This window comes from Pseudophaeobacter sp. 1A16562, from assembly GCF_041008785.1.
In the GTDB taxonomy this organism is placed as follows: Bacteria; Pseudomonadota; Alphaproteobacteria; order Rhodobacterales; family Rhodobacteraceae; genus Phycobacter; species Phycobacter gallaeciensis_A.
Map to the genome: position 1 here is coordinate 39,545 of NZ_JAXGFT010000006.1, position 21,275 is coordinate 60,819.

At 62.4% G+C, this 21,275-nt stretch carries 21 protein-coding genes and 1 tRNA gene; 12 read left to right on the top strand and 10 right to left on the bottom strand.

Annotation, left to right across the window (positions count from 1 at the left end; all coding sequences use genetic code 11):
• The first annotated feature begins 7 nt into the window (after positions 1-7).
• Together SM764_RS09975 and SM764_RS09980 are read left to right on the top strand one after the other, a co-directional pair.
• A complete protein-coding gene (locus tag SM764_RS09975) occupies positions 8-1,012 on the top strand; it encodes a TRAP transporter substrate-binding protein (RefSeq protein ID WP_065271705.1) in 1,005 nt (334 codons plus the stop codon).
• Positions 1,013-1,081: 69 nt separating this feature from the next.
• Positions 1,082-2,371, top strand: a complete 1,290-nt coding sequence (locus SM764_RS09980) for a TRAP transporter large permease (protein WP_065271704.1) — start codon at positions 1,082-1,084, stop codon at positions 2,369-2,371.
• 55 nt (positions 2,372-2,426) lie between these two features.
• On the opposite strand, the gene SM764_RS09985 is transcribed toward SM764_RS09980, so the two are convergent.
• Positions 2,427-2,503: transfer RNA gene (locus tag SM764_RS09985), tRNA-Pro, on the bottom strand.
• A gap of 133 nt (positions 2,504-2,636) precedes the next feature.
• On the opposite strand from SM764_RS09985, the gene SM764_RS09990 reads away from it, so the two are divergent.
• Positions 2,637-4,250, top strand: a complete 1,614-nt coding sequence (locus tag SM764_RS09990) for a Na/Pi cotransporter family protein (RefSeq protein WP_369001691.1) — start codon at positions 2,637-2,639, stop codon at positions 4,248-4,250.
• Here the strand turns inward: SM764_RS09990 and leuB are convergent.
• Together leuB and SM764_RS10000 are read right to left on the bottom strand one after the other, a co-directional pair.
• The gene (gene leuB, locus SM764_RS09995) at positions 4,247-5,350 is read right to left on the bottom strand and encodes a 3-isopropylmalate dehydrogenase (RefSeq protein WP_065271702.1); all 1,104 of its coding nucleotides are present in this window, start codon (positions 5,348-5,350) and stop codon (positions 4,247-4,249) included. The genes SM764_RS09990 and leuB overlap by 4 nt on opposite strands.
• Positions 5,351-5,423: 73 nt before the next feature.
• Positions 5,424-6,332, bottom strand: coding sequence for a LysR family transcriptional regulator (locus SM764_RS10000; protein WP_369001692.1), 909 nt, complete (start codon positions 6,330-6,332; stop codon positions 5,424-5,426).
• A 92-nt stretch (positions 6,333-6,424) separates the two neighbouring features.
• On the opposite strand from SM764_RS10000, the gene SM764_RS10005 reads away from it, so the two are divergent.
• Positions 6,425-7,339, top strand: coding sequence for a sugar nucleotide-binding protein (locus tag SM764_RS10005; protein ID WP_368948489.1), 915 nt, complete (start codon positions 6,425-6,427; stop codon positions 7,337-7,339).
• On the opposite strand, the gene SM764_RS10010 is transcribed toward SM764_RS10005, so the two are convergent.
• The 5 genes from SM764_RS10010 to SM764_RS10030 form a co-directional block, all read right to left on the bottom strand.
• Positions 7,325-8,413, bottom strand: coding sequence for an endonuclease/exonuclease/phosphatase family protein (locus SM764_RS10010; protein WP_369001694.1), 1,089 nt, complete (start codon positions 8,411-8,413; stop codon positions 7,325-7,327). The two genes, SM764_RS10005 and SM764_RS10010, sit on opposite strands and share 15 nt — an antisense overlap.
• Entirely contained in the window at positions 8,410-9,243 is an 834-nt protein-coding gene (locus SM764_RS10015; protein WP_274840017.1) for a hypothetical protein, read from the bottom strand. The genes SM764_RS10010 and SM764_RS10015 overlap by 4 nt, the downstream gene beginning before the upstream one ends.
• Positions 9,244-9,676: 433 nt before the next feature.
• Positions 9,677-10,282, bottom strand: a complete 606-nt coding sequence (leuD, locus tag SM764_RS10020; RefSeq protein ID WP_065271697.1) for a 3-isopropylmalate dehydratase small subunit — start codon at positions 10,280-10,282, stop codon at positions 9,677-9,679.
• A gap of 12 nt (positions 10,283-10,294) precedes the next feature.
• Positions 10,295-11,701 carry a 3-isopropylmalate dehydratase large subunit gene (leuC, locus tag SM764_RS10025; protein ID WP_065271696.1) on the bottom strand — a complete coding sequence of 469 codons (1,407 nt, stop codon included), beginning with the start codon at positions 11,699-11,701 and terminating at the stop codon, positions 10,295-10,297.
• Positions 11,702-11,754: 53 nt separating this feature from the next.
• Positions 11,755-11,868, bottom strand: coding sequence for an isopropylmalate isomerase (locus tag SM764_RS10030; RefSeq protein ID WP_065271695.1), 114 nt, complete (start codon positions 11,866-11,868; stop codon positions 11,755-11,757).
• 123 nt (positions 11,869-11,991) lie between these two features.
• On the opposite strand from SM764_RS10030, the gene SM764_RS10035 reads away from it, so the two are divergent.
• The 3 genes from SM764_RS10035 (at position 11,992) to rlmH (ending at position 14,472) form a co-directional block, all read left to right on the top strand.
• Positions 11,992-13,356, top strand: coding sequence for a mechanosensitive ion channel family protein (locus SM764_RS10035; RefSeq protein WP_082996041.1), 1,365 nt, complete (start codon positions 11,992-11,994; stop codon positions 13,354-13,356).
• Positions 13,357-13,534: 178 nt separating this feature from the next.
• The gene (gene rsfS, locus SM764_RS10040) at positions 13,535-13,894 is read left to right on the top strand and encodes a ribosome silencing factor (RefSeq protein ID WP_274830456.1); all 360 of its coding nucleotides are present in this window, start codon (positions 13,535-13,537) and stop codon (positions 13,892-13,894) included.
• Positions 13,895-14,001: 107 nt separating this feature from the next.
• A complete protein-coding gene (gene rlmH, locus SM764_RS10045; protein ID WP_369001695.1) occupies positions 14,002-14,472 on the top strand; it encodes a 23S rRNA (pseudouridine(1915)-N(3))-methyltransferase RlmH in 471 nt (156 codons plus the stop codon).
• A 9-nt stretch (positions 14,473-14,481) separates the two neighbouring features.
• Here the strand turns inward: rlmH and SM764_RS10050 are convergent, their stop codons facing one another.
• Both SM764_RS10050 and SM764_RS10055 read right to left on the bottom strand, forming a co-directional pair.
• Entirely contained in the window at positions 14,482-14,841 is a 360-nt protein-coding gene (locus SM764_RS10050; RefSeq protein ID WP_369001696.1) for a hypothetical protein, read from the bottom strand.
• A 37-nt stretch (positions 14,842-14,878) separates the two neighbouring features.
• A complete protein-coding gene (locus SM764_RS10055) occupies positions 14,879-15,613 on the bottom strand; it encodes a DUF599 domain-containing protein (protein ID WP_369001697.1) in 735 nt (244 codons plus the stop codon).
• Positions 15,614-15,695: 82 nt separating this feature from the next.
• On the opposite strand from SM764_RS10055, the gene SM764_RS10060 reads away from it, so the two are divergent.
• The 5 genes from SM764_RS10060 (at position 15,696) to SM764_RS10080 (ending at position 21,203) form a co-directional block, all read left to right on the top strand.
• The gene (locus SM764_RS10060) at positions 15,696-17,144 is read left to right on the top strand and encodes an FAD-linked oxidase C-terminal domain-containing protein (protein WP_065271691.1); all 1,449 of its coding nucleotides are present in this window, start codon (positions 15,696-15,698) and stop codon (positions 17,142-17,144) included.
• 44 nt (positions 17,145-17,188) lie between these two features.
• On the top strand, positions 17,189-18,310 hold the full coding sequence (locus SM764_RS10065) for an FAD-binding protein (protein WP_369001798.1): 1,122 nt from the start codon (positions 17,189-17,191) through the stop codon (positions 18,308-18,310).
• 3 nt (positions 18,311-18,313) lie between these two features.
• Positions 18,314-19,648: a glycolate oxidase subunit GlcF gene (gene glcF / locus SM764_RS10070; protein ID WP_369001698.1), complete on the top strand. Its 1,335-nt coding sequence runs from the start codon at positions 18,314-18,316 to the stop codon at positions 19,646-19,648.
• A 110-nt stretch (positions 19,649-19,758) separates the two neighbouring features.
• Positions 19,759-20,568: a trypsin-like serine peptidase gene (locus SM764_RS10075; RefSeq protein WP_369001699.1), complete on the top strand. Its 810-nt coding sequence runs from the start codon at positions 19,759-19,761 to the stop codon at positions 20,566-20,568.
• A 170-nt stretch (positions 20,569-20,738) separates the two neighbouring features.
• Positions 20,739-21,203 carry an Hsp20 family protein gene (locus SM764_RS10080; protein ID WP_065271688.1) on the top strand — a complete coding sequence of 155 codons (465 nt, stop codon included), beginning with the start codon at positions 20,739-20,741 and terminating at the stop codon, positions 21,201-21,203.
• Positions 21,204-21,275: the final 72 nt, after the last annotated feature.

Sequence of the window (21,275 nt, forward strand, 5' to 3'; positions counted from 1 at the left end):
AAACGAAATGAAGACCTTGAAGAAGATCACTGCGGTTTCCGCGATCATCGCTCTGGGCATGACCGCAACAGCCGGTATCGCCGAGACGCTGCGCCTTGGGGATTTCCAGTCGACCAGCCATATCGTGTCGATCGAGGGCACCACGCGCTGGATGGCAGCGGTGGAAGAGGCCACCGGAGGTGCGGTCTCGTTCCAGCATTTCCCGTCGCAGCAGGCGGCAAAATCCAAGGCACAGCTGGATGCCGTGAATAACGGCATTCTCGACGCGGCGCTTCTGGGCACGCTTTATCACGCGGAATCCCTGCCGCTGAATTCGGTGGTCGGCTTGCCGGGGTTCTACAGCTCGGCCCAGCAGGGTACCAAGGCGCTTCAGGCGATGCTGAAGGAGGGACCGCTGCGCGAGGAACTGCTGGCGGCAGGTGTCACGCCGATCTTCGGTTTCGTGCTGCCCCCCTATCAGGTGCTTGCCAAGAAACGGCTTGGTCTGGCGGAAGACTGGAAGGCGCTGGATATCCGGACGTCTGGCTCGACACAGGCGATGACGGCCCGCTCCATGGGTGCAGTGGGTATCTCAATCCCGGGGCCAGAGGTCTACACGGCGGTAGAGCGCGGACGGCTTGATGCGGTTCTGTTCCCGCTGGCATCGGTGCCGGGCTACAAGCTCAACGAAGTGGTGAGCCATATTTCCACGAATGGATCCTTCGGCGGCTATAGCTTTGTAATGGTCGTACGCAGTGACCTGTTCAAAGACCTTCCCGAGGATGTGCAGGCCAAAATGCTGGAGCTGGGCGCAGAAACGGCCATGCATGTGGCAAAGGCGCAGGATGACTCGGTCGAAGGTCTTGTCACTCAGTGGAAGGACGAAGGAATCGACACCTACACGTTCTCTGACGCGGAACTGGCAAGCCTCACCGACAGCATGAAACTGGTTGGCCAGGACTGGCTGGAGCGTATCAATGCGGATGGCGCAGAGGCGGTTCTCGAAAACTATCGTGCCCTGACTTCGAAGTAAGCCCGACAAAGACTGAAACGATCCGGGCGCCCATCTGGCTGCCCGGATCCTGAAGACAGAGCCGCGAACATGATCACTTTCCTCGCCCTTCTTTGCCTGCTGGCCCTATTCATGGTGTTCCGGATGCCGATCGCATTCGCCATGGGGTTGGTTGGCTTCATCGGACTTGCCTTGCAATTGGGATGGCGCCCTGCATTCGCTGTGCTGGAACGCATCTTCTTTGACAGCTCGTCCTCGTTCATTCTGGTGGCGATCCCGCTGTTCATCCTCATGGCAGAGCTTTTGACCTCGGGCGATGTGACGCGCCGCGCGATCCATGCCTGCCAGTGCTGGATCGGCCATGTCAAAGGCGGCCTTGCGATGGCAACCGTGGCCTCCTCTGTGCTGCTGGCGGCGCTGGTGGGTAGTTCGACCGCATCAACTGCGGCAATGGCCGCATCGGCCTTTCCAGAGATGCGTAACCATAACTACGCTGACCGTCTGGCGGCGGCCGTGGTCAGTGTAGGGGGCACGCTTGCCGTGGTGGTGCCGCCGTCCATCGTGCTGGTTGTCTATGGCGTCCTCACGGAAACCTCGATCGGGCAGCTGTTCATTGCCGGCATCGTGCCGGGATTGCTGACGGCATCGGGTCTGGCTCTGGTGATCAAGATCATCGCGACACGTACGGATCAGGCGCCCAAAGGGGACCCGTTCCAGCTGGGCAAGGCGGTCAAGGCCAGCCGCCACGTGATCCCAATGGGGTTGCTCATGGTCGGCGTCATCGGTGCCATTTACGGCGGTGTCGCCTCTCCGTCCGAGGCTGCGGCGCTTGGCGTGATGGGATCGCTCATCATTGTTCTTGTGCAGCGCAGCATAACCTTTGTCGGCCTGAGCACATCTGTGTCCGCGGCCATCCGGGCGACCGTCATGATCGTTGCCATCGTCACCTGTTCGGCGATCTTCGCGAATTATCTGGCCTTCACGCGGATCACCCATGCGCTTTTGGAATTCGCATCGACCACGGATCTGCCGCGTGCAGCGATTCTGGCCTTCATGGTACTGATCCTGCTGGTTATGGGCATGTTTATGGACCAGCTCGCGATCCTGTCCCTTGCGATGCCACTGGCGTTTCCGACCGCGATGGCGCTGGGCTATGATCCCGTCTGGTTCGGGATCGTGGTGACAAAGACGGTCGAGATCGGGCTACTGACGCCACCGCTTGGCCTGAACGCCTATGTTGCATCGGCCCAAACTGGGGTTGCGCTGGGCACTATTTTCCGGGGCATCGTGCCGTTCCTTCTGATGGAACTCGTGGTGCTGGTGGTACTGCTGTGCTTTCCGGAGATCACGCTCTGGCTGCCATCTCTGATGCTTGGCTGACCCAAGCACATATGACGAGAAACAACAAAGGCGCCCATTGGGCGCCTTGCTTTATTGGTCGGAGTGAGAGGATTCGAACCTCCGGCCCCTGCCTCCCGAAGACAGTGCTCTACCAGGCTGAGCTACACTCCGACCGTGGCGCGGGATTATACCCGGCGCGCGGGTTTTGCAAGCCGATTTGTCATGCTTTTTTGCAATGAACGCGGATTGTGAAAACTTGCGTCCCGCGCGGCAGGGCGCCATCCTTGGGAAAAACGAGGCTGACATGTCAGCAGACTATCTCACGGTGCTTGGCGGCATCGGTATGTTCCTTGTGGGAATGAAGATCATGACGGCGGCGCTGCGGGACGCGGCCGGTTCAAATTTGCGGGACATCCTGACCCGGTTCACCACAACGCCGCTGCGCGGGGTCATGACCGGAACCCTGTCGACAGCGGTGATTCAATCCTCCAGCGCGACCACTGTCATGACGGTTGGGTTTGTCGGGGCGGGGTTGTTGACCATGCCGCAGGCGCTGGGGGTGATCTATGGCGCCAATATCGGCACCACGGCAACCGGCTGGCTGGTGTCCCTGCTGGGTTTCAAGCTGAAGCTGGGCAGCGTGGCGATGGCCGGTCTGCTGCTGGCCGGGCTGGCGGACCTGTTGGGGCGCGGTGCGGTGGCGCGGGCCGGGCGGATGCTGTCGGGCCTGTGCCTGTTGCTGATTGGTCTGGATCTGATGCAGGCGGGGATGGCCGGGGCCTCCGAACTGCTCACCCCGCAGATGTTGCCGGGCGGCACGCTCTGGGGGCTGGTCTTGCTGGTGGGGTTGGGTGCCGGGCTGACCATCGTGATGCAGTCATCCTCGGCGGCAATGGCGCTGGCACTGGTGATGGTTCAGGGCGGTGCCCTGCCGCTGGAGCAGGCGCTGGCCATCGTGATCGGCATGAATGTCGGCACCACGTTCACCGCAATTCTCGCCTCGGTCGGCGGTTCGCGCCCGATGCGGCAGACGGCGCTGGCCAATCTGTTCTTCAACGTGGCGACCTCGGTCGTGGCCTTTGCCGCGCTTTTGTCCGGCGCAGCGTGGCTGCCGGTGCTGGAACAGGCAACCGGGGCGGTGACGACAGTCCTGATCTTTCACATGGGGTTCAACATCGTCGGGACCGCGATGTTCCTGCCGATAACTCAGCAATTCGCCGCCATGGTCGCGCGGCTGGTGCCGGACCATCCCGCTGCGCCACTGATCGATCTGGATCGGGCCCTTTTGCAGGATCCGGGACTTTCCCTCGTCGCAGGGGAGGCCGCCACGGCCACCATATCCCAGCGTCTGAATGCTGCCCTGGCCGCAGCGCTGCGCGATCCGCCGGATTACCGGTCCCTGTCGGCGCTGCAATCCGCGCAGGAGGCTTTGCAGGAATTGTCGGAATTTCTGGCGGATATCCGTCTGTCCGAAGGGCGCGAAGATCAGGAGCGTGCCTATGCGGCGCTGCTCCATCAGACCGACCACCTGATGCGCCTTATGGCGCGGAGCGGGCAGAAAGGGCGGGCAGCGACCCTGTCAGAGGATCCGATGCTGCGACGTCCGGCGCAGGCCATGGGGCTTGCCTTGGCGCAGCTTGCTGAAGGGCGCGCAGAGGAGGAGAAGACGGTGGCCCGCCTGGGGCGGCTGTATGACCTGATCGAGCTGCGCACCAAACGCCACCGGCGCGCGCTGCTGCTGGGAGAACACGCTGGTATCTACAGTCTGTCGGATGTGTTTTCCCATACCGATGCGATGCGCTGGATGCAGCGCTGCCTGCATCATGCCGAACGGATCGCGTATTACGGCGGGGTTGCGCGCGGGGCGCTGGCTGCGGCGAAAGATCCCGCCGCAGCCGAAAACAGCGACGCGCCTTAGAGGCTGGCGTCGAGAGCTGCGACGATGGCGTCGCCCATTTCGCTGGTCGAGACCGGCGTGACACCTTCTTCGCCCAGAAGGTCTGCGGTGCGCACACCATCGGCCAGAACCTTTTCGACAGCGGCTTCGAGCCGGTCGGCCTCTTCGCCCATGTCGAAGGAATAGCGCAGCGCCATGGCAAAGCTGAGGATACAGGCGATCGGGTTCGCCTTGCCCTGACCGGCGATGTCGGGGGCAGAGCCGTGCACCGGCTCATAGAGCGCCTTGGGGCGGCCGTTGGCCATCGGTTTGCCAAGACTGGCCGATGGCAGCATGCCCAGCGAGCCGGTCAGCATCGCTGCGGCGTCGGACAGCAGGTCGCCGAACAGGTTGTCGGTAACGATCACGTCGAACTGCTTGGGCCAGCGGCACAGCTGCATGGCGCCGGCGTCGGCGTACATGTGGCTGAGCTCGACCTCGGGGTATTCCTTGCCGACCTCGGTCACGACTTCGCGCCACAGAATACCGGATTCCATGACGTTGGCCTTTTCCATCGAGCAGAGCTTCTTGTCGCGTTTCATCGCCAGTTCGAAGGCGGAGCGTGCAACGCGGTCGATCTCGCTCTCGGTGTAGCGCTGGGTGTTGATACCGACGCGCTCGTTGCCTTCCTCGATGATGCCGCGCGGTTCACCAAAGTAGATGCCAGAGGTCAGTTCGCGCACGATCATGATGTCGAGACCCGCGACGACGTCCTTTTTCAGGGACGAGAAATCCGCCAGCGCGTCAAAGCACTGCGCAGGGCGCAGGTTGGCGTAAAGGTCCATCTCCTTGCGCAGGCGCAACAGGCCGCGTTCCGGTTTCACCGAGAAGTCCAGCACGTCGTATTTCGGGCCACCCACGGCGCCCAGCAGGACGGCGTCGACTTCCTGTGCCTTGGCCATGGTGTCGTCATGCAGCGGGGTGCCGTGCTTGTCATAGGCGGCACCGCCGACCAGATCCTCGCTCACATCGAACTGAATGTCGCGCTTGTCACCGTACCAGCCGATGACCTTGCGGACCTCGCCCATGACCTCGGGGCCGATGCCGTCTCCGGGCAGAATCAGAATCGATGGGTTGGACATGCGCTTCCTCCTTGAAATAGCTGGAATTGGGGTACTCTGCACCGCGGGCAGGGTCAATAACGCGGCCTTGAATTTAAGGGGCCGGAGGCCGCTTTGCAGCCTTTTCCAGCCCGGTGGCCAGCATATCCCAGACCCGCCTGATCCGTGGGGTCTGCCGCATGCTGGAATGGGCCGCCAGCCAGACCGGCAGGGGAGGTATGTGAATGTCCAGATCCAGCTCTTCCACCTCGGGGTCCAGATGGGCGACACCGCATTGCGAAAACCCGATCCCGCAGCCCGCCCGCAAGAGCTGCCAGTAGGCGGATTGGTTGTCACAGCGGACGGCAAAGTGATGCCTGTCCGCGTGGATGTCCATTGCCCGCATGGTGCGCAGGATCAGATCGTCGTCGTCATAGCCGATCAGATCATGGGCCCAGAGGCTTTCCAGATCTGTTGGCCGTCCGCGGCGGTCCAGATACCGTTTGGCGGCAAAGGCCCCGAGCGGCAGGTCCGTGATGTGGCGGGTCACAACATCAAGCTGGGTCGGGCGGTACATGCGCACGGCGATATCGGCAGCGCGAAACACCAGGTTTTCCGAGGCATCGCTGGGCACCAGTTCCAGTTCGATCTGCGGCAGCGCAGCGCGGATATCAGCAAGGATCTGCGGCAAGATGTAATGTGAGGCAAAGATGCTGGCGGTGATGCGCACGGTGCCCTTCAGATCCTGCGATTGGCCCGCCGCGGTCAGGCCGATCGCGTGCATGCGGGCGTGAATGTCCTGCGCCATCGGCAGCAATGCTTCGCCTTCCGGGCTTAGGTGTAGGCCGCGCGGATGGCGGTTGAACAGCCGCTGCCCAAGCTGCTCTTCGAGGGTCTGAATATGGCGGCCCATGGTGGGCTGGCTGCGCCCCAGCTGCGCGGCCGCCGCCGAGAGCGAGCCGGTTTCGGCCACGGCAAGGAAGCTCTGGATCAGGGACCAGTCGCTGAGTGTCGTTTTGTCCATTCAATATTGAATGGCAGATCTGAAAATTTATGCAATTGGTATATTTTGGTGAATGGATACATTGAGCCTGTCCACGATGGAAGGAACAGAACATGACACGGAAGGTTCTCATTCTCGGCGCCTCTGGCCGGTTCGGCCGTGCTTGCGCCCATGCCTTTGAACAGGCGGCGGCCGAGGTCACCCGCTTTGACCGCAAACGGGACAATCTGATGCAGTCGGCGCAGGGCAAGGATGTGATCGTTGCGGCCTGGAACCCGGCCTATCCCGACTGGGCGGCGCAGGTACCGGATCTGCACGCAAAGATCATCGCGGCGGCCAAGGCCAGCGGCGCCACGGTGATTGTGCCGGGCAATGTCTATGTCTTTGGTGCCAGCACATCGTCGCCCTGGTCCGAACGCTCGCCCCATCGGGCCGAAAATCCCTTGGGCCGCATCCGCATCGCGATGGAGAACGCCTACCGGACTTCTGGCGTGCGGACCATCGTTCTGAGAGCAGGTGATTTTCTGGATACCGAACAGTCGGGCAATTGGTTTGACGCGGTGATGACGGCGAAACTGGCCAAGGGCCGGTTCGTCTATCCTGGTAACCCGGATCTGCAGCATGCCTGGGCCTTTCTGCCGGATCTGGCGCGGGCTGCCGTTGCACTGGCTGCGCGCGGGGATGAATTGCCGGTCTATCTGGATGTGCCGTTTCCGGGCTACACCCTCACGGGGCGAGAGCTGTTTGCGGCAGTGAATGAGAGCCTGAACAAACCGGTCGCGCTGAAAGGCATGTCGTGGTGGCCATTAAGGCTGGCGGCACCGGTCTGGCCGATGGGGCGCTGCCTGCTGGAGATGCGCTACCTCTGGAATACGGCGCACCGGCTGGACGGCAGCGTGTTGCGGAACCTCCTCCCAGATTTTCAGGAAACGCCACTGGCCGAGGCGATATCGCGAGCGCTGCCTGCCGCCTATGTGAAAAAGAGGCTTGATCAGGATCTTCGTTCCCGCCGCTTAGTCGGAGCCTGAAGGATCCGGTCTTGGCAGTTCAATATCAACCCAGACCAGCCGGTGACGGCTGGCGCGGGAGGCGCTGTCGGTGCCCGGCAGGGACCAGAGCACCCCTGCATCTGCCACCGGCAGATTGACCGAGGGGAGGATATAGTCGACCCGCATCTGCCCGGCGCTGTCCCACTCCACCGTGTTGAGGCCCGCCTCGGCACTGGTGGGGCGGGGGTCCTGAAGTCTGGGATCGTCCAATAGCTGACGGATTGCGGCTTTGATGCCCGCGCCTTTGCCGGGGTCCAGATTGGCGCCGCCAGCGATCACGAACTGGCGCAGATCAGCAGGGTGGAACGGTTCGGGCAGGCGGCCATCCAGCAACAGTTGCCACAGGCGGATTTCGTCATGGTTGCGGCGGCCATTGCGGTCTTCCGGTCCATCAAACACCGGTGGTCCCGCCTGAAAAGTCAGCAAATCCAGCCGCGCTCCACCGGGCAGGCGTAGTGGAACCACCCAATGGGCGGTGGAGGATAGCCGCTGCACCGCCTGTGCCGTGGCCGACGGGAAGGGGCTGCCGTCCGCGTTTTGTGGCAGCAACGCACCGGGCAGGTCGCGCCACAGCATCGGCGAAAGGTCGAGAACCTCAGCCGTGTCGATGGGGATACGGGACAGGACGGCGATTCCGCCGCGGCCGGTGAAATCGCCATAGCCCTGGGAATCCCCCGGGCCACCCAGACGTCCATCACCATCCAGATCCAGACCCGTGGGAAAACCAGCATTCGGCGCGGCGGCAAACAGATAGGGGAAAGGATGCCCGGCGAGAGCCAGATGGCGCTCGAGCGCCCGAAGGGTCCGGTTGTAATAATCCCAGTCAATACCCTGCAAGGTCAGAACATCAGGCTTTGCCGCCAGGATGACGTCGATCACGGCGGCGATCTGCGGGTCCTCTCCGCGCTCGATATCGCGTAGCAGCAGGCCGGGACCCTTGCGGAACAGTTCGGTATTGAAGGTCGCGATCCGCACCGTATCAGCCTGCGCGGGCAGGAACAGAGACAGCAAAAGGAAGGCACCGGACAGAACAAGACCGGCGCGGTGTCTCATGCGGTTTGCAGAGTCTCGGGATCGGCATAGGCGGCGCGGCGGCGCTGGGCGATCAACTCGGCCACCCGCATCAGCGCCAGCCCGCGCATGATCATCGAGGCTGGGACAAAGGCCCAGGCGCTGACCGTCCAGACCAGAGTCTGCGGTGCGGCAAACACTGCGGGGTCGATGATTCCCGAGGCCAGTTTGATGGCCGCCGGAATGGCAAAGGGCAGCAGCGCGCCGATCACCATGTTGACGCGTCCGTCCCGTTGCAGACGGATCACCACATCGCCGCCCGTGGTGGGATCGAACAGTGGTAGGTTAACCCAGACGTTGAAGGCGCCGTTGCCCAGCGGCCAGTTCCCGATGCGGACCGCCAGTGCAAAGGTTACGATGCTGAGCGCCGCCACCAGATAGCTGATCCCGGCTGCCGAGCGAACCGCCAGAACCGTTGCGTCGGGCACATCGGCGGGCATCATCAGGGTGGTCAACTGCACCGGGGAGTAGGCAAAATCCATCCCGGCGCCCAGCCGCGCGGCCACTTCATGCACCAAAGCGGTCAGACCGGTCGGGTCCAGCGGATGGCGGGCGAGCAGGCTGAGCAGCCCGACCATGGCAAAAAGAGACAGGAACCGCATCCGGTTCAGCGGCGGTGCCTGACGGAATTCGACAAAGCTGGGAAAGCTGGAGAAATACTCGGCAAAGGTAAGGGTGCCACCCAGAAGCGCCATGAAGACGATAATCTCGGGGGATTCGGTGGCCGATACCGGCAGCAGCAAGGACGGCATCGCGATCAGCAATGCCACCAATACGCCGCGGGTTGCCGCGCCTATGATGCGTGCAAACACTACGATCTGTTCCCTTCAACCTGGACTGGCCGGTGCTTTGCCGTGCCTTTGTTCCAACTTGTGCCCCGGATCTGCGTCCGGGAGTCTGCCTCAATTATGCCCTATTTCTGCACGCTGGCAGGAAACCACTCAAGGGTTCTGAAAGAGAATCCACCACCCGGGCGGGTGTTCGGGCCGGAACTGGTGCCGGAATACATCAATAGATGCCTTCTGTTTCAGCACCTTGTAGGCCGATATACCAGATTTAGGGGAAGCGGTTGGGGCAACCGCAAGCCGTCATGACGGGTCAGCCTGCGATTGCGCGGGCCGCGAGAATCTTAGGGAATATGTCTTAATTGTGGCGCGGTGCCGCAAATGGGGCTGTGTTGGAACAAAGAAAGCCGCCCGGAACGGGCGGCTTTCAAATGTGTCAGAATGGCAATGCCGGAAGGGATCAGACCCAGGGGCGTTCCTGGGCCATCTTGTTTTCGAAGGCCTCGATCGCTCCGGCTTTCTCCATGGTCAGCCCGATATCGTCGAGACCGTTCAGAAGGCAGTGCTTCTTGAAGGCATCGACGTCGAACTTGATCACTTCGCCGTCCGAAGTGGTGATTTCCTGAGCTTCCAGATCCACGGTCATGCGGGCATTGGCGCCCTTTTCCGCGTCCTTCATCAGGATATCGACCTGTTCCTGCGGCAGCACGATCGGCAGGATGCCGTTCTTGAAGCAGTTGTTGAAGAAGATGTCGGCAAAGGAGGTGGAGATCACACATTTGATGCCGAAATCCGCAATCGCCCAGGGCGCGTGTTCGCGGGAGGAGCCGCAGCCGAAGTTATCGCCCGCAACCAAGATCTCGGCGTTGCGGTATTGCGGCTTGTTCAGCACGAAATCGGGGATTTCGCTGCCGTCGCGGTTATAGCGCATCTCGTCGAACAGGTTCTTGCCGAACCCGGTCCGCTGGATCGATTTCAGGAACACCTTGGGGATGATCATGTCGGTGTCGATGTTGACCAGCGGCATGGGCGCGGCGATACCGGTGAGCTTTTCAAACTTTTCCATCGTGCTGGCTCCTTACATCAAATCACGGACATCGGTCAGATGACCGGTGATGGCAGCGGCGGCGGCCATGGCTGGGCTGACCAGATGGGTGCGGCCCTTGTAGCCCTGACGCCCCTCGAAGTTGCGGTTCGAGGTGGCGGCGCAGCGCTCGCCCTCGGACAGCTGGTCGGGGTTCATCGCCAGGCACATGGAGCAGCCCGCAAGGCGCCACTCGAAACCGGCCTCCTTGAAGATGTCTGCCAGGCCTTCTTCTTCGGCCTGAGCGCGGACCAGACCCGAGCCAGGCACGATCATGGCGCGCATGCCGTCCTTGATTTTCTTGCCTTTGACCACTTCGGCCACGGCCCGCAGATCCTCGATCCGGCCATTGGTGCAGGAGCCGATGAAGACGGTGTCGATCTCGATGTCGGTCAGTTTCTGACCGGGGGTGAGCCCCATATACTCGATCGAGCGGCGCGCCGCTTCGACCTTGCCGCCTTCGAACTCTTCGGGGGCGGGCACGACGCCGGTGATCGGCAGCACGTCCTCGGGCGAGGTGCCCCAGGTCACGACGGGCTGGATGTCTTCGCCTTTGAGCGTCACGACCTTGTCAAAATGCGCGCCTTCGTCGGTGTAGAGTGTCTTCCACCAGTCCATCGCGGCTTCCCACTGGGCGCCTTTCGGGGCGTGCGGGCGGCCTTTGACGTATTCAAAGGTGGTTTCATCCGGCGCGATCAGGCCAGCGCGGGCGCCGCCTTCGATGGCCATGTTGCAGACGGTCATGCGGCCTTCCATCGACAGATCGCGGATCGCTTCGCCGCAATATTCGATGACATAACCGGTGCCGCCGGCGGTGCCGGTCTCGCCGATCACGGCAAGGGTGATGTCCTTGGCGGTGACGCCCGGTTTCAGCTTGCCGGTGATCTCCACCTTCATGTTCTTGGATTTCTTCTGGATCAGCGTCTGGGTGGCCAGAACGTGTTCGACCTCGGAGGTGCCGATACCATGCGCCAGCGCGCCGAATGCGCCGTGGGTCGCCGTGTGGCTGTCACCGCAGACCACGGTCATGCCGGGCAGGGTCCAGCCTTGCTCGGGACCGACGATGTGCACGATACCCTGACGAATGTCGCTGACCGGGTAATAGTGCACGCCAAATTCCTTGGCGTTCTTGTCGAGCGCCGCGACCTGGATGCGGCTTTCCTCGGTCATCTGCGCCGGGTCTTCGCGGCCCATCGTGGTGGGCACGTTGTGATCCGGCACGGCGATGGTTTTATCCGGGGAATGCACGGTGCGGCCCGCCATGCGCAGCCCCTCAAAGGCCTGCGGGCTGGTTACTTCGTGAACCAGGTGGCGGTCGATATAAAGCAGGCAGGTGCCGTCCTCTGCTTCATGCGCAAGATGCGCATCCCAGATTTTGTCATAGAGTGTTTTGGGGGACATGGGTCCTCTCCCGTTCTGTATTGGAATAGCTGGCTTTGGGCTGGGCTGCAGCCTTATAGGCGCGCCAGGACCGTGCGGGCGGCGCCATAGAACCGTTCGCGCAGGCGTGCGCGGTCTTGCAGTTCGATTTTCTGGGCCAATACGAAGGTCATGCCTGTCAGATACATCCGCCCCGCCTGACAATCAAGGTTCGAGCAGTGCGGTTCGAAAGGGCGCCGCCCAATCCCGGCTGCGCGGTTTTCCTTGCAACCTCATTGCGGCCGACGCCATGCTGGGCGGTGGAGGTCCCCATGAATCAAGAGCAGTTGCCCGAGACATTGATCGAATTTCTGGTGTCGCTGTGGAACAAAGTCTGGATGCTGTCGGAGCAGTTCCTGACCCCGGGCTGGCGACAGTATCAGATGCTGATCGTTGGCGGGCTGGTGATTCTGGCTTATCTGCTGCGTCTTTTGACCAAAACACAGTGGGACAATTGGGGGCATCGTCGCACCGGCTGGCCAAAGTGGCGGCTGCGGGCGCTGATTCATATGATCCGGCGGCTGACGCTGATTTACTTCATCGTCTTGTCCTGGGCGGCTTACCTGCTGATGCAGAATGTGACCTGGCCGTCGCGCAGCTACCTGATCGGGATCGCGGCGACCTTGGCCACGGCCTGGCTGGTGATCGGGATCATCGCCCGGCTGGTGCGCAATCACACGCTGCGGCGGCTGTTCACATGGTCCCTGTGGATCTACGCGACGCTGGTGGCGCTGAACCTTGTCGATGACGTAGCAGAGTTTCTGGACAGCGTTGCGATCACATTTGGCGCCATGCACCTGTCGATGCTGGCGGTTCTGAAGGCGCTGATGCTGGCGGCGGTGCTGCTGACGCTGGCACGTTTCGGCTCTAACGCGGCGGGCAAGGGGCTGAAGGGCAACAGCGATATCTCTCCTTCGATGCAGGTGCTGATCGGCAAGGCCATCCAGCTGGCCCTCTATGGGCTGGCAATCATTATCAGCATCCGCGCCATCGGCTTCGACCTCACCGGGCTTGCGGTGCTTTCCGGTGCGGTTGGTGTTGGCATCGGTTTCGGTCTGCAGAAGGTGGTGTCCAATCTTGTGTCGGGCATCATCATCCTGATGGATCGCTCGATCAAGCCGGGGGATGTGATCTCGCTCGGGGAGACCTTCGGTTGGATCAACGCGCTGGGTGCGCGCTATGTCTCGGTGGTGACGCGGGACGGGCGCGAATACCTGATCCCGAACGAGGATCTGATCACCTCGCAGGTGGTGAACTGGTCCCATTCTGACCGCTACGTGCGGCTTGATATCAATTTCGGTACCGGCTATGGCGATGATCCGCATCAAGTGCGCCGGGTGGCCATTGCCGCTGCGCGTTCGGTGAACCGGGTGCTGTCCACCCCCGGCAAGGCGCCGGTCTGTCACATCATCGGCTTTGGCGACAGCAGCGTCGATTATGTGCTGCGGTTCTGGATCAGCGATCCCACGGCGGGGCTGACCAATATCCGGGGCAATGTGTTTCTTGCCCTCTGGGACGCCTTTCAGGCTGAAGGCATATCGATTCCCTTCCCGCAGCGCGAAGTTCGGGTTTTGAATACTCCGCTGGAAATTTCAGAGCCGGTAGAAGAGCCTGCGCCAGAGGCGCCAAAGGGTTGAAAAAGAGTGCGCATATGCCATCGCGGCAATGCAGCGAAGCTTCATTGAAAAAAGGCCCCTGTCTTGCTACATTTACCGCAGCCCCGGCGCCGGGGGTGTTTCGGCGCGCAGCAAGGAGGACACTGTCCTGTCACCCGAACCCCAAGCGGCAGTTGCCGCTGTTAATGAGGCAGCCCCTATGCCTGCCAAGACTCGACCCACCAGCGAGGTGCTGCTGGAGCGGATCCTGACCTCTCTGGATGATGACAAGGCCGAAGATGTTGTGCAGATCGATCTGCGCGGCAAAACGGCCATTGGCGACTTCATGGTCATCGCTTCCGGTCGCTCAACCCGTCAGGTTGCGGCCATGGCCGAAAAGCTGACCGACCGGCTGAAGCAGGACTATGGCATCATCAGCAAGGTCGAGGGCAAGGACGCCGGCGACTGGGTGCTGATCGATACCGGCGACGTGATCGTCCATATCTTCCGCCCCGAAGTGCGCGAGTTCTATCAGCTGGAAAAGATGTGGGTGCCCGGCGCGGGCGCGACCAGCAGCTGATTTTGGAAACGGGGGCGGCTGCCCACGACCGCCAGGGTCGGCGGCGCCCCGAAAGACCTGCCTGTGATTTCCTTGGCTGAGATCGACAGGCGGGCGGGATCCCTCTTATGCGTGTACATATCTGTGCGGTCGGGCGGCTCCGCTCCGGCCCGGAAAAATCCCTGATCGACGACTATCTGACACGGTTCGACCGCACCGGCCGCGCCTTAGGCCTTGGGCCTGCGCGAGTGGTCGAGGTTGAGGACAAGAAGAACCTCGGCATGTCCGCCGAGGCGGATCTGCTGCGCAAGGCTTTGCCCAAGGGCGCGCTGATCTGCACCCTGGATGAACGGGGCAAGCTGCTGTCCTCGCCCGATTTTGCGGGCAAGATGGCAGGCTGGCGCGACAGTGGCCGCCAGGATCTGGCGCTGATCATTGGCGGCGCCGATGGCATCGATCCCAGCCTGCGCGCAGAGGCGGATTTTTCGATCTCATTTGGCAAGATGGTCTGGCCGCATATGCTGGTCCGGGTGATGCTGGCCGAGCAGATCTACCGCGCCGCAACAATTCTGTCCGGCAGCCCCTATCACAGAACCTGACGGGGTGGGTCAGGGCAGGGTCAGGCGAAAGCTTTCGTCGCTCCAGCCATCCACGACGCAGCGCGCCTGAAGGGTGACATGCCGGGTGCCCTCCGGGATTTCGATGCCGCTCAGGCTGCGGGTGAAGGGCTGTTCGTTCACATGCGGATGCGCCAACACCCGCAGACCCAGTTCGCGGCCATTCTCATCCAGCACGCGCCAGCCATCGGCATAGTGCTCCCATCCCGTATCGGCATGGGACAGCGTCACGCTGATCGTCCAGCTGCTGCCGTTCTGGTGGGCGGTTGCATCTTCGATTCGGGGCGCCTCGGCGAGGGCGGGAGAGGCCGCGCTCAGCGCGCAAAGCAGGGTGATCAGAGCAGGTTTCATGAAGTGCATCTTAGTCCGGTCGCGGCTGGGTGCGGAATCACGAAGATGTGTTGCACGCATCCTGTCCCCGCGTCTCGGGCGGAATGCGCAACAGCACGCTGCGGGACTGCGATGCGAATTCGCGCCGGTAAAGCACCGCCAAAGTGATCAGCGTGGCCAGGATCAGCGGGATCGCCCCCGCCAGCCACGCAGCCGAGGCCAGCGCGAAATAGGTGCAGCGCATACCCCGGTTGAAACTGCGCGCGGCGGTGATCGACAGATCCGCCGCCTGCGCCGCGCGGGGCAGGGCCAGTGGCTCAGCGGGATCATTGGGCACCGCTGCCATAAGTACCGAGCAATAGCCGAACAACCGGTGCGCCCAGACATATTTCAAAAAGGCATTGGCCAGAAACAGCAGAACCGTCAGGATCTTCACCTCCCAGACAAAGGCGGGCGCGCTGTCCTGAATCAGATCTTCGGCAACGCCAGCCAGCTGTTCGGTATTGCCGATCAGCGCCAACCCGCCGCCCATTGCGATCATCGAGGCCGAGGCAAAGAACGTCGTGCCTTGCCGCAGGCCGCTGATCAGCTGCGCGTCGAACATGCGGGGCTGGCGCGTCACCATCTGCACCATCCAGTCGCGCCGGAAATCCGCCATCAGGTAAGACACCGAAGGTTTGCCAGCCGCAGGGTTCTCGATCCGCCAGCCGATCCAGATCCAGCCCGCGACAATCAGCGCCAGCGCGGCAAAATCCAGGGTCGAAAACAGGGCGATACGGTCAATCCAGATCATGCCGCCACCCTAGCCCAGCAACTGGTCCCTTGCCAGATGGCATGAATTGGTAATATAAGTTTACCAAAGAGGAGTGCCCGCCATGGAAATGCCAGCCCCGGATCCCAAAGTCCTGTCGCGCAAAGCCCACCTGGCCGCGCGTCTGGCAAAGGTTCTGCCCGCAGACGCCCTGATCACGGAGGAGGCGGAGACCCGAGCCTACGAATGTGATGCGCTGACGGCCTATAAATGTCCGCCGCTGCTGGCGGTGCTGCCGCGCAGCACAGCTGAGGTGTCCGAGGTCCTGCGTATCTGCCACGAAGAGGGCGTGCCCGTGGTGCCGCGCGGGTCGGGCACCTCGCTGGCCGGGGGCGCCCTGCCAACCGCGGATTGCGTGATCCTGGGCGTTGCACGGATGAATGACGTGCTGGAGACCGATTACGAGAACCGCATCATCCGGGTGCAGACCGGGCGCACCAACCTCTCCGTATCCGGCGCGGTGGAGGAGGAGGATTTCTTCTACGCGCCCGACCCGTCGAGCCAGCTGGCCTGCGCCATTGCCGGCAATATCGCGATGAACTCGGGCGGGGCGCATTGCCTGAAGTATGGCGTTACAACCAACAACCTGATGGGCGTTACCATGGTGATGATGGATGGCACCGTAGTCGAAATCGGCGGCGCGCATCTGGATGCGGGCGGCTTGGATCTGCTGGGTGTCATCTGCGGCAGCGAGGGGCAGCTTGGCGTCGTGACCGAGGCGACCCTGCGGATTCTGCACAAGCCCGAAGGCGCCCGTCCCGTGCTGATCGGCTATGACAGCAACGAAGTGGCAGGCGCCTGCGTCAGCGATATTATCAAGGCGGGCGTGCTGCCCGTTGCTATCGAGTTCATGGACCGTCCCTGCATTGAGGCCTGCGAGGCCTTTGCCAAGGCGGGCTACCCCATGTGCGAGGCGCTGCTGATCATCGAGGTCGAAGGCAGCGATGCCGAGATTGATGCGCAGCTGAAGGTGATCAAAGACATCGCCCAATCCCACAACCCGGTCGAGCTGCGCGAAGCCACTGATGCGGATGAGGCCGCGCGGATCTGGCTGGGCCGCAAATCCGCCTTTGGCGCCATGGGGCAGATCAACGACTACATGTGCCTTGATGGGACTATTCCGGTGTCCTCTTTGCCCTACGTGCTGCGTCGCATCGGCGAGATGAGCAAGGAATTTGGGCTGGCGGTGGCCAATGTGTTTCACGCCGGCGATGGCAACATGCACCCGCTGATCCTGTTCGACGCCAATAAACCCGGAGACCTTGAACTCTGCGAGGAATTCGGCGCCGAGGTACTGAAACTCTGCGTCGAAGTCGGCGGCTGCCTGACCGGCGAACATGGCGTCGGGATCGAAAAACGCGATCTGATGCTGCACCAGTACTCGGGCGATGATCTGGAGGCCCAGCTGAAGGTCAAGGATGTCTTCGATCCGCAGTGGCTGCTGAACCCGGCCAAGGTCTTCCCGCTGTCGGTAACCGAAAGCCGCCGCACTCCGGCGCTGGCGGCGGAATGAACCCTGCCTTCAATGATTCTCCAGAACGTTTGGAAAAGAGCATGATGCGACCCGAAAGCGAGGCCGAACTGGCCGGGATGATCGCTGCGGCCAAGGGCCCCCTCAACATCCAGGGCGGCGGCACCCGTGGCATGGCCGTGGAAGGGGAGACCCTGAGCCTTTCTGCCCTCAGCGGGGTTGAGCTTTATGAACCCGGCGCGCTGACCCTAGTGGCCAAGGCCGGAACCCCGGTGGCCGAAATCGAGGAATTGCTGGCCGCAGAGAACCAGCGCCTTGCCTTTGAACCGGCAGATTATCGCGGTCTTCTGGGCAGCGAAGGCACGCCAACCATCGGATCGCTTTTTGCTGCCAATATCTCGGGGCCGCGCCGCATTCAGTCGGGCGCGGCGCGGGATTTCCTGCTGGGCGTGCGTTTCGTCGATGGCACCGGCCAGATCGTCAAGAATGGCGGTCGGGTGATGAAGAACGTCACCGGCTATGATCTGGTGAAACTGATGTCCGGCGCGCAAGGGACGCTGGGAGTGCTGAGCGAGGTGTCCTTCAAGGTGCTGCCGCGTGCGGCGCAGATGGCCACCGTTTCGGTCGGCGGTCTGGATCTGCCGGGCGCGGTGCGGGCAATGTCTGCGGCGCTTGGCTCGCCCTTTGATGTGACGGGGGCCGCATATGATCCCGACACGATGACCGCCCATATCCGGGTCGAAGGCTTCGAAGAATCGGTGGGCTACCGCTGTGACGCGCTGGTGAAGCGGCTGGCTGAGCACGGCATTGCCCACCGCGCCGAAGCAGGTGAGGATCTGTGGCAGGGCATCCGCGATGTGGCGGCGTTCCACGGCCATGACGGTGACGTCTGGCGGATCAGCGTGAAACCGTCCGATGCAGTGGAGTTGGCGCCGCGCCTTGGCGCGACGGCGTTGCAACTCGACTGGGGTGGCGGGTTGATCTGGGCGCTGATGCCCGAAGGTAGCGACCTGCGCAAAAAGATGTCGGGCGCTGGCACCGGGATGGAACCGGTTCCAGGCCATGCCACCTTGGTTCGCGCCAGTGCCGAAACCGCTGCGCGCCTTGGCCGGTTCGAACCGCAACCGGCGCCTCTTGCGGCCCTGTCCAAGGGGCTGCGCGACCAGTTCGATCCGCGCGGGATCCTGAACCCTGGCCTGATGGGATAAGACATGCAGACTGAATTTACCGAAGACCAGCTGAAGGATCCCGGCATTCAGCGCTCGAACGAGATCCTGCGTTCCTGCGTGCATTGCGGATTTTGCACCGCGACCTGTCCGACCTATCAGGTTCTGGGGGATGAGCTCGACAGCCCGCGTGGGCGGATCTACCTGATCAAGGACATGCTGGAAAACAACCGCGTGCCGGATGAAAAGACGGTCAAGCATATCGACCGCTGCCTTTCCTGCCTGGCTTGCATGACCACCTGCCCGTCGGGCGTGCATTACATGCACCTGATTGACCACGCGCGCGCTTATATCGACAAGAATTACAAACGCCCCTTTACCGACCGGGCGCTGCGCTGGGTTCTGGCGCAGATTCTGCCCTATCCGGGCCGATTCCGCCTCGCGCTGTTCGGTGCGAAACTGGCGCGTCCCTTCAAAGGGCTGGTGCCCGATGCGCGGCTTCGGGCGATGCTGGACATGGCGCCCAAGGACATCCCGCCGGTCAGCCGCAACGATGATCCGCAAAGCTTCACCCCCGCAGAGCCGCGCAAGAAGCGCGTGGCGCTGATGACGGGCTGCGCGCAAAAGGCGCTCAACACCGATATCAACGATGCCACCATCCGCCTGCTGACCCGGCTGGGCTGCGAAGTGGTCGTGGCCAAGGGCGCGGGCTGCTGCGGGGCATTGACCCATCACATGGGCCGTGAGGACGAAAGCCACGCCACCGCGGCCAAGAACATCCGCGCCTGGTGTGCCGAGATCGACGGGCAGGGGCTGGATGCCATCGTCATCAACACCTCGGGATGTGGCACCACGTTGAAGGACTACGGCCATATGTTCCGCAATGATGCGCTGGCGGCGGATGCGGCGCGGGTATCGGAACGGGCAATGGATATTTCCGAGCTGCTGATGCAACTCGACCTGCCCGAAGGTGGCGACAAGGGGCTGACCGTTGCCTATCACGCGGCCTGCTCTCTGCAGCATGGCCAGCAGATCAAGACGCATCCCAAGACCCTGCTGAAACGCGCTGGTTTCAAGGTGGTGGAGCCTGCCGACAGTCATCTGTGCTGCGGGTCGGCCGGGACCTATAACCTGATGCAGCCCGAGATCTCGGGGCAGTTGAAAGAGCGGAAGGTGAAAACGCTGGAGGCAAAGAACCCCGACCTGATCGCCGCTGGCAATATCGGCTGCATGATGCAGATTGGGTCAGGCACCAAGTTGCCCATCGTACATACGGTTGAGTTATTGGACTGGGCCACGGGTGGTCCGAAACCGCCGGCGATGACCGATGGGAACGGGCATGCCGCCACGGCTGAGGATCAGGTGCCGATCCTGCGCTGATCCCACAGTGGTAAATTTTTTGCGGGGCCGGGCTGTATCAGCGCGGCCCTTGCCGTATTTTCGCCCCAACAGATTCCTATCCTGAAAGCAGGGTGAGCAGGGAGACATGCGTGCGGCATTGGGTTTTCGGGATTTTGGCGGCGCTGCTGCCCGCGTTTGTGGCGGCTGGTGACAGCCGACTTCAGCGGCTCGACACCACGGATGCGGGCCGCGCCTGGGAGGCGGTTGGCCGTCTCGATGTCAATGGCGAAGGCTTCTGCACAGGCTCGCTCATCGCGCCGGATCTGGTCCTGACAGCAGCACATTGTCTGTTTGATGGGCGGACCGGTCAGCGGATCGCCCCAGAGACGATCGAGTTTCTGGCCGGCTGGCGCAATGGCCGCGCCTCGGCCTATCGCTCGGTGCGCCGGGCGGTGATCCACCCCGATTATGTCTATGATGGCGAGGTATCGACCGGGCGGGTGCGCAAGGATATCGCGCTGTTGCAGCTGCAGCGCCCCATCCGCAACACCACCGTTATCCCGTTCGAGACCGACCGGCGCCCGCGCAGGGGGAGTCGGATTGGCGTGGTGTCTTATGCGCATGATCGCTCCGAAGTGCCCTCGCTGCAGGAGGTCTGCGCCGTCACCGCACAGCAGCAGGGGGTTCTTGTGATGTCCTGCGATGTGGATTTCGGCTCCTCTGGAGCGCCGGTGTTTTCCTTTGACGGGAAAACACCACGCATCGTCTCGGTGGTCTCGGCCAAGGCAGAGGTGAACGGCCAGCGGGTGTCGCTCGGCGCGGCGCTGGGCGAGGGGCTGGATCTGTTGCAGGCGCAGCTGACCGGCACCCATATCGGCAGCCGCATGCCGCCCGGTGTGGGCCGGGTTCAGGTCGGCGATGGCCGCCGTACCAGTGGCGCCAAATTCATCCGCCAGTAGGCCTCAGGCGGGGGCATATTTCCGCGCCCTGCCAACCTCTTGAAACCCGCGATGCAGTCCTTATCTCGATTGTGTCGGGTCGCCGCCAAGCGGGGCCCGATGGAAATGAACGCCCTGCCCCAGACGTGGGAGGGCAATGTACATATCGCTCAATGATGAGGATGACACATATGCGTACCTTTGATTTTGCACCGCTGCACCGTGCGACCGTGGGATTTGACCAGATCGCGGACCTGATGGACCGGGTTCTCAGCAACGATGTAAGCCAGCCCAGCTATCCCCCTTACAATATTGAAAAGACCGATGCCGACAGCTATCGCATTTCGATTGCGGTCGCCGGTTTCTCCGAAGCCGATCTCAGTGTTGAGGTGAAGGAACATGCCCTGGTCGTGTCGGCCCGCAAGGCCGAAGCGGATGAGGACCGGACCTTCCTGCACCGCGGCATCGCCACCCGCGCGTTCGAGCGCCGTTTCACACTGGCCGACCATGTGCGCGTCACCGGCGCCAGCCATGCGGATGGCATGCTGCATATCGACCTGCAGCGCGAAGTGCCCGAGGCCCTGAAACCGCGCCGGATCGAGATCAGCTCTGCCACACCGCAGCGCGCCGAACTGGAAGCGCAGAAGGTCAACTGATCCTTCCCCGCACAGGGTTCTCCCTGCTTTGAAACTCCCCGAGGTCGCCGTCCTACCCGTGGCGGCCTTCCT

Bases quoted from the DNA above. Each gene is read 5' to 3' on its own strand.
- SM764_RS10010 (WP_369001694.1), bottom strand. From the start codon at position 8,413: ATGAGACACCGCGCCGGTCTTGTTCTGTCCGGTGCCTTCCTTTTGCTG.
- SM764_RS10055 (WP_369001697.1), bottom strand. From the start codon at position 15,613: ATGATCTGGATTGACCGTATCGCCCTGTTTTCGACCCTGGATTTTGCC.
- SM764_RS10030 (WP_065271695.1), bottom strand. From the start codon at position 11,868: ATGTATCTGACAGGCATGACCTTCGTATTGGCCCAGAAAATCGAACTG.
- SM764_RS10035 (WP_082996041.1), top strand. From the start codon at position 11,992: ATGAATCAAGAGCAGTTGCCCGAGACATTGATCGAATTTCTGGTGTCG.
- SM764_RS09980 (WP_065271704.1), top strand. From the start codon at position 1,082: ATGATCACTTTCCTCGCCCTTCTTTGCCTGCTGGCCCTATTCATGGTG.
- glcF (WP_369001698.1), top strand. From the start codon at position 18,314: ATGCAGACTGAATTTACCGAAGACCAGCTGAAGGATCCCGGCATTCAG.
- rlmH (WP_369001695.1), top strand. From the start codon at position 14,002: ATGCGTGTACATATCTGTGCGGTCGGGCGGCTCCGCTCCGGCCCGGAA.
- SM764_RS10000 (WP_369001692.1), bottom strand. From the start codon at position 6,332: ATGGACAAAACGACACTCAGCGACTGGTCCCTGATCCAGAGCTTCCTT.
- SM764_RS10050 (WP_369001696.1), bottom strand. From the start codon at position 14,841: ATGAAACCTGCTCTGATCACCCTGCTTTGCGCGCTGAGCGCGGCCTCT.
- leuB (WP_065271702.1), bottom strand. From the start codon at position 5,350: ATGTCCAACCCATCGATTCTGATTCTGCCCGGAGACGGCATCGGCCCC.
- leuD (WP_065271697.1), bottom strand. From the start codon at position 10,282: ATGGAAAAGTTTGAAAAGCTCACCGGTATCGCCGCGCCCATGCCGCTG.
- leuC (WP_065271696.1), bottom strand. From the start codon at position 11,701: ATGTCCCCCAAAACACTCTATGACAAAATCTGGGATGCGCATCTTGCG.
- SM764_RS09975 (WP_065271705.1), top strand. From the start codon at position 8: ATGAAGACCTTGAAGAAGATCACTGCGGTTTCCGCGATCATCGCTCTG.
- rsfS (WP_274830456.1), top strand. From the start codon at position 13,535: ATGCCTGCCAAGACTCGACCCACCAGCGAGGTGCTGCTGGAGCGGATC.
- SM764_RS09990 (WP_369001691.1), top strand. From the start codon at position 2,637: ATGTCAGCAGACTATCTCACGGTGCTTGGCGGCATCGGTATGTTCCTT.
- SM764_RS10060 (WP_065271691.1), top strand. From the start codon at position 15,696: ATGGAAATGCCAGCCCCGGATCCCAAAGTCCTGTCGCGCAAAGCCCAC.
- SM764_RS10080 (WP_065271688.1), top strand. From the start codon at position 20,739: ATGCGTACCTTTGATTTTGCACCGCTGCACCGTGCGACCGTGGGATTT.
- SM764_RS10065 (WP_369001798.1), top strand. From the start codon at position 17,189: ATGCGACCCGAAAGCGAGGCCGAACTGGCCGGGATGATCGCTGCGGCC.
- SM764_RS10005 (WP_368948489.1), top strand. From the start codon at position 6,425: ATGACACGGAAGGTTCTCATTCTCGGCGCCTCTGGCCGGTTCGGCCGT.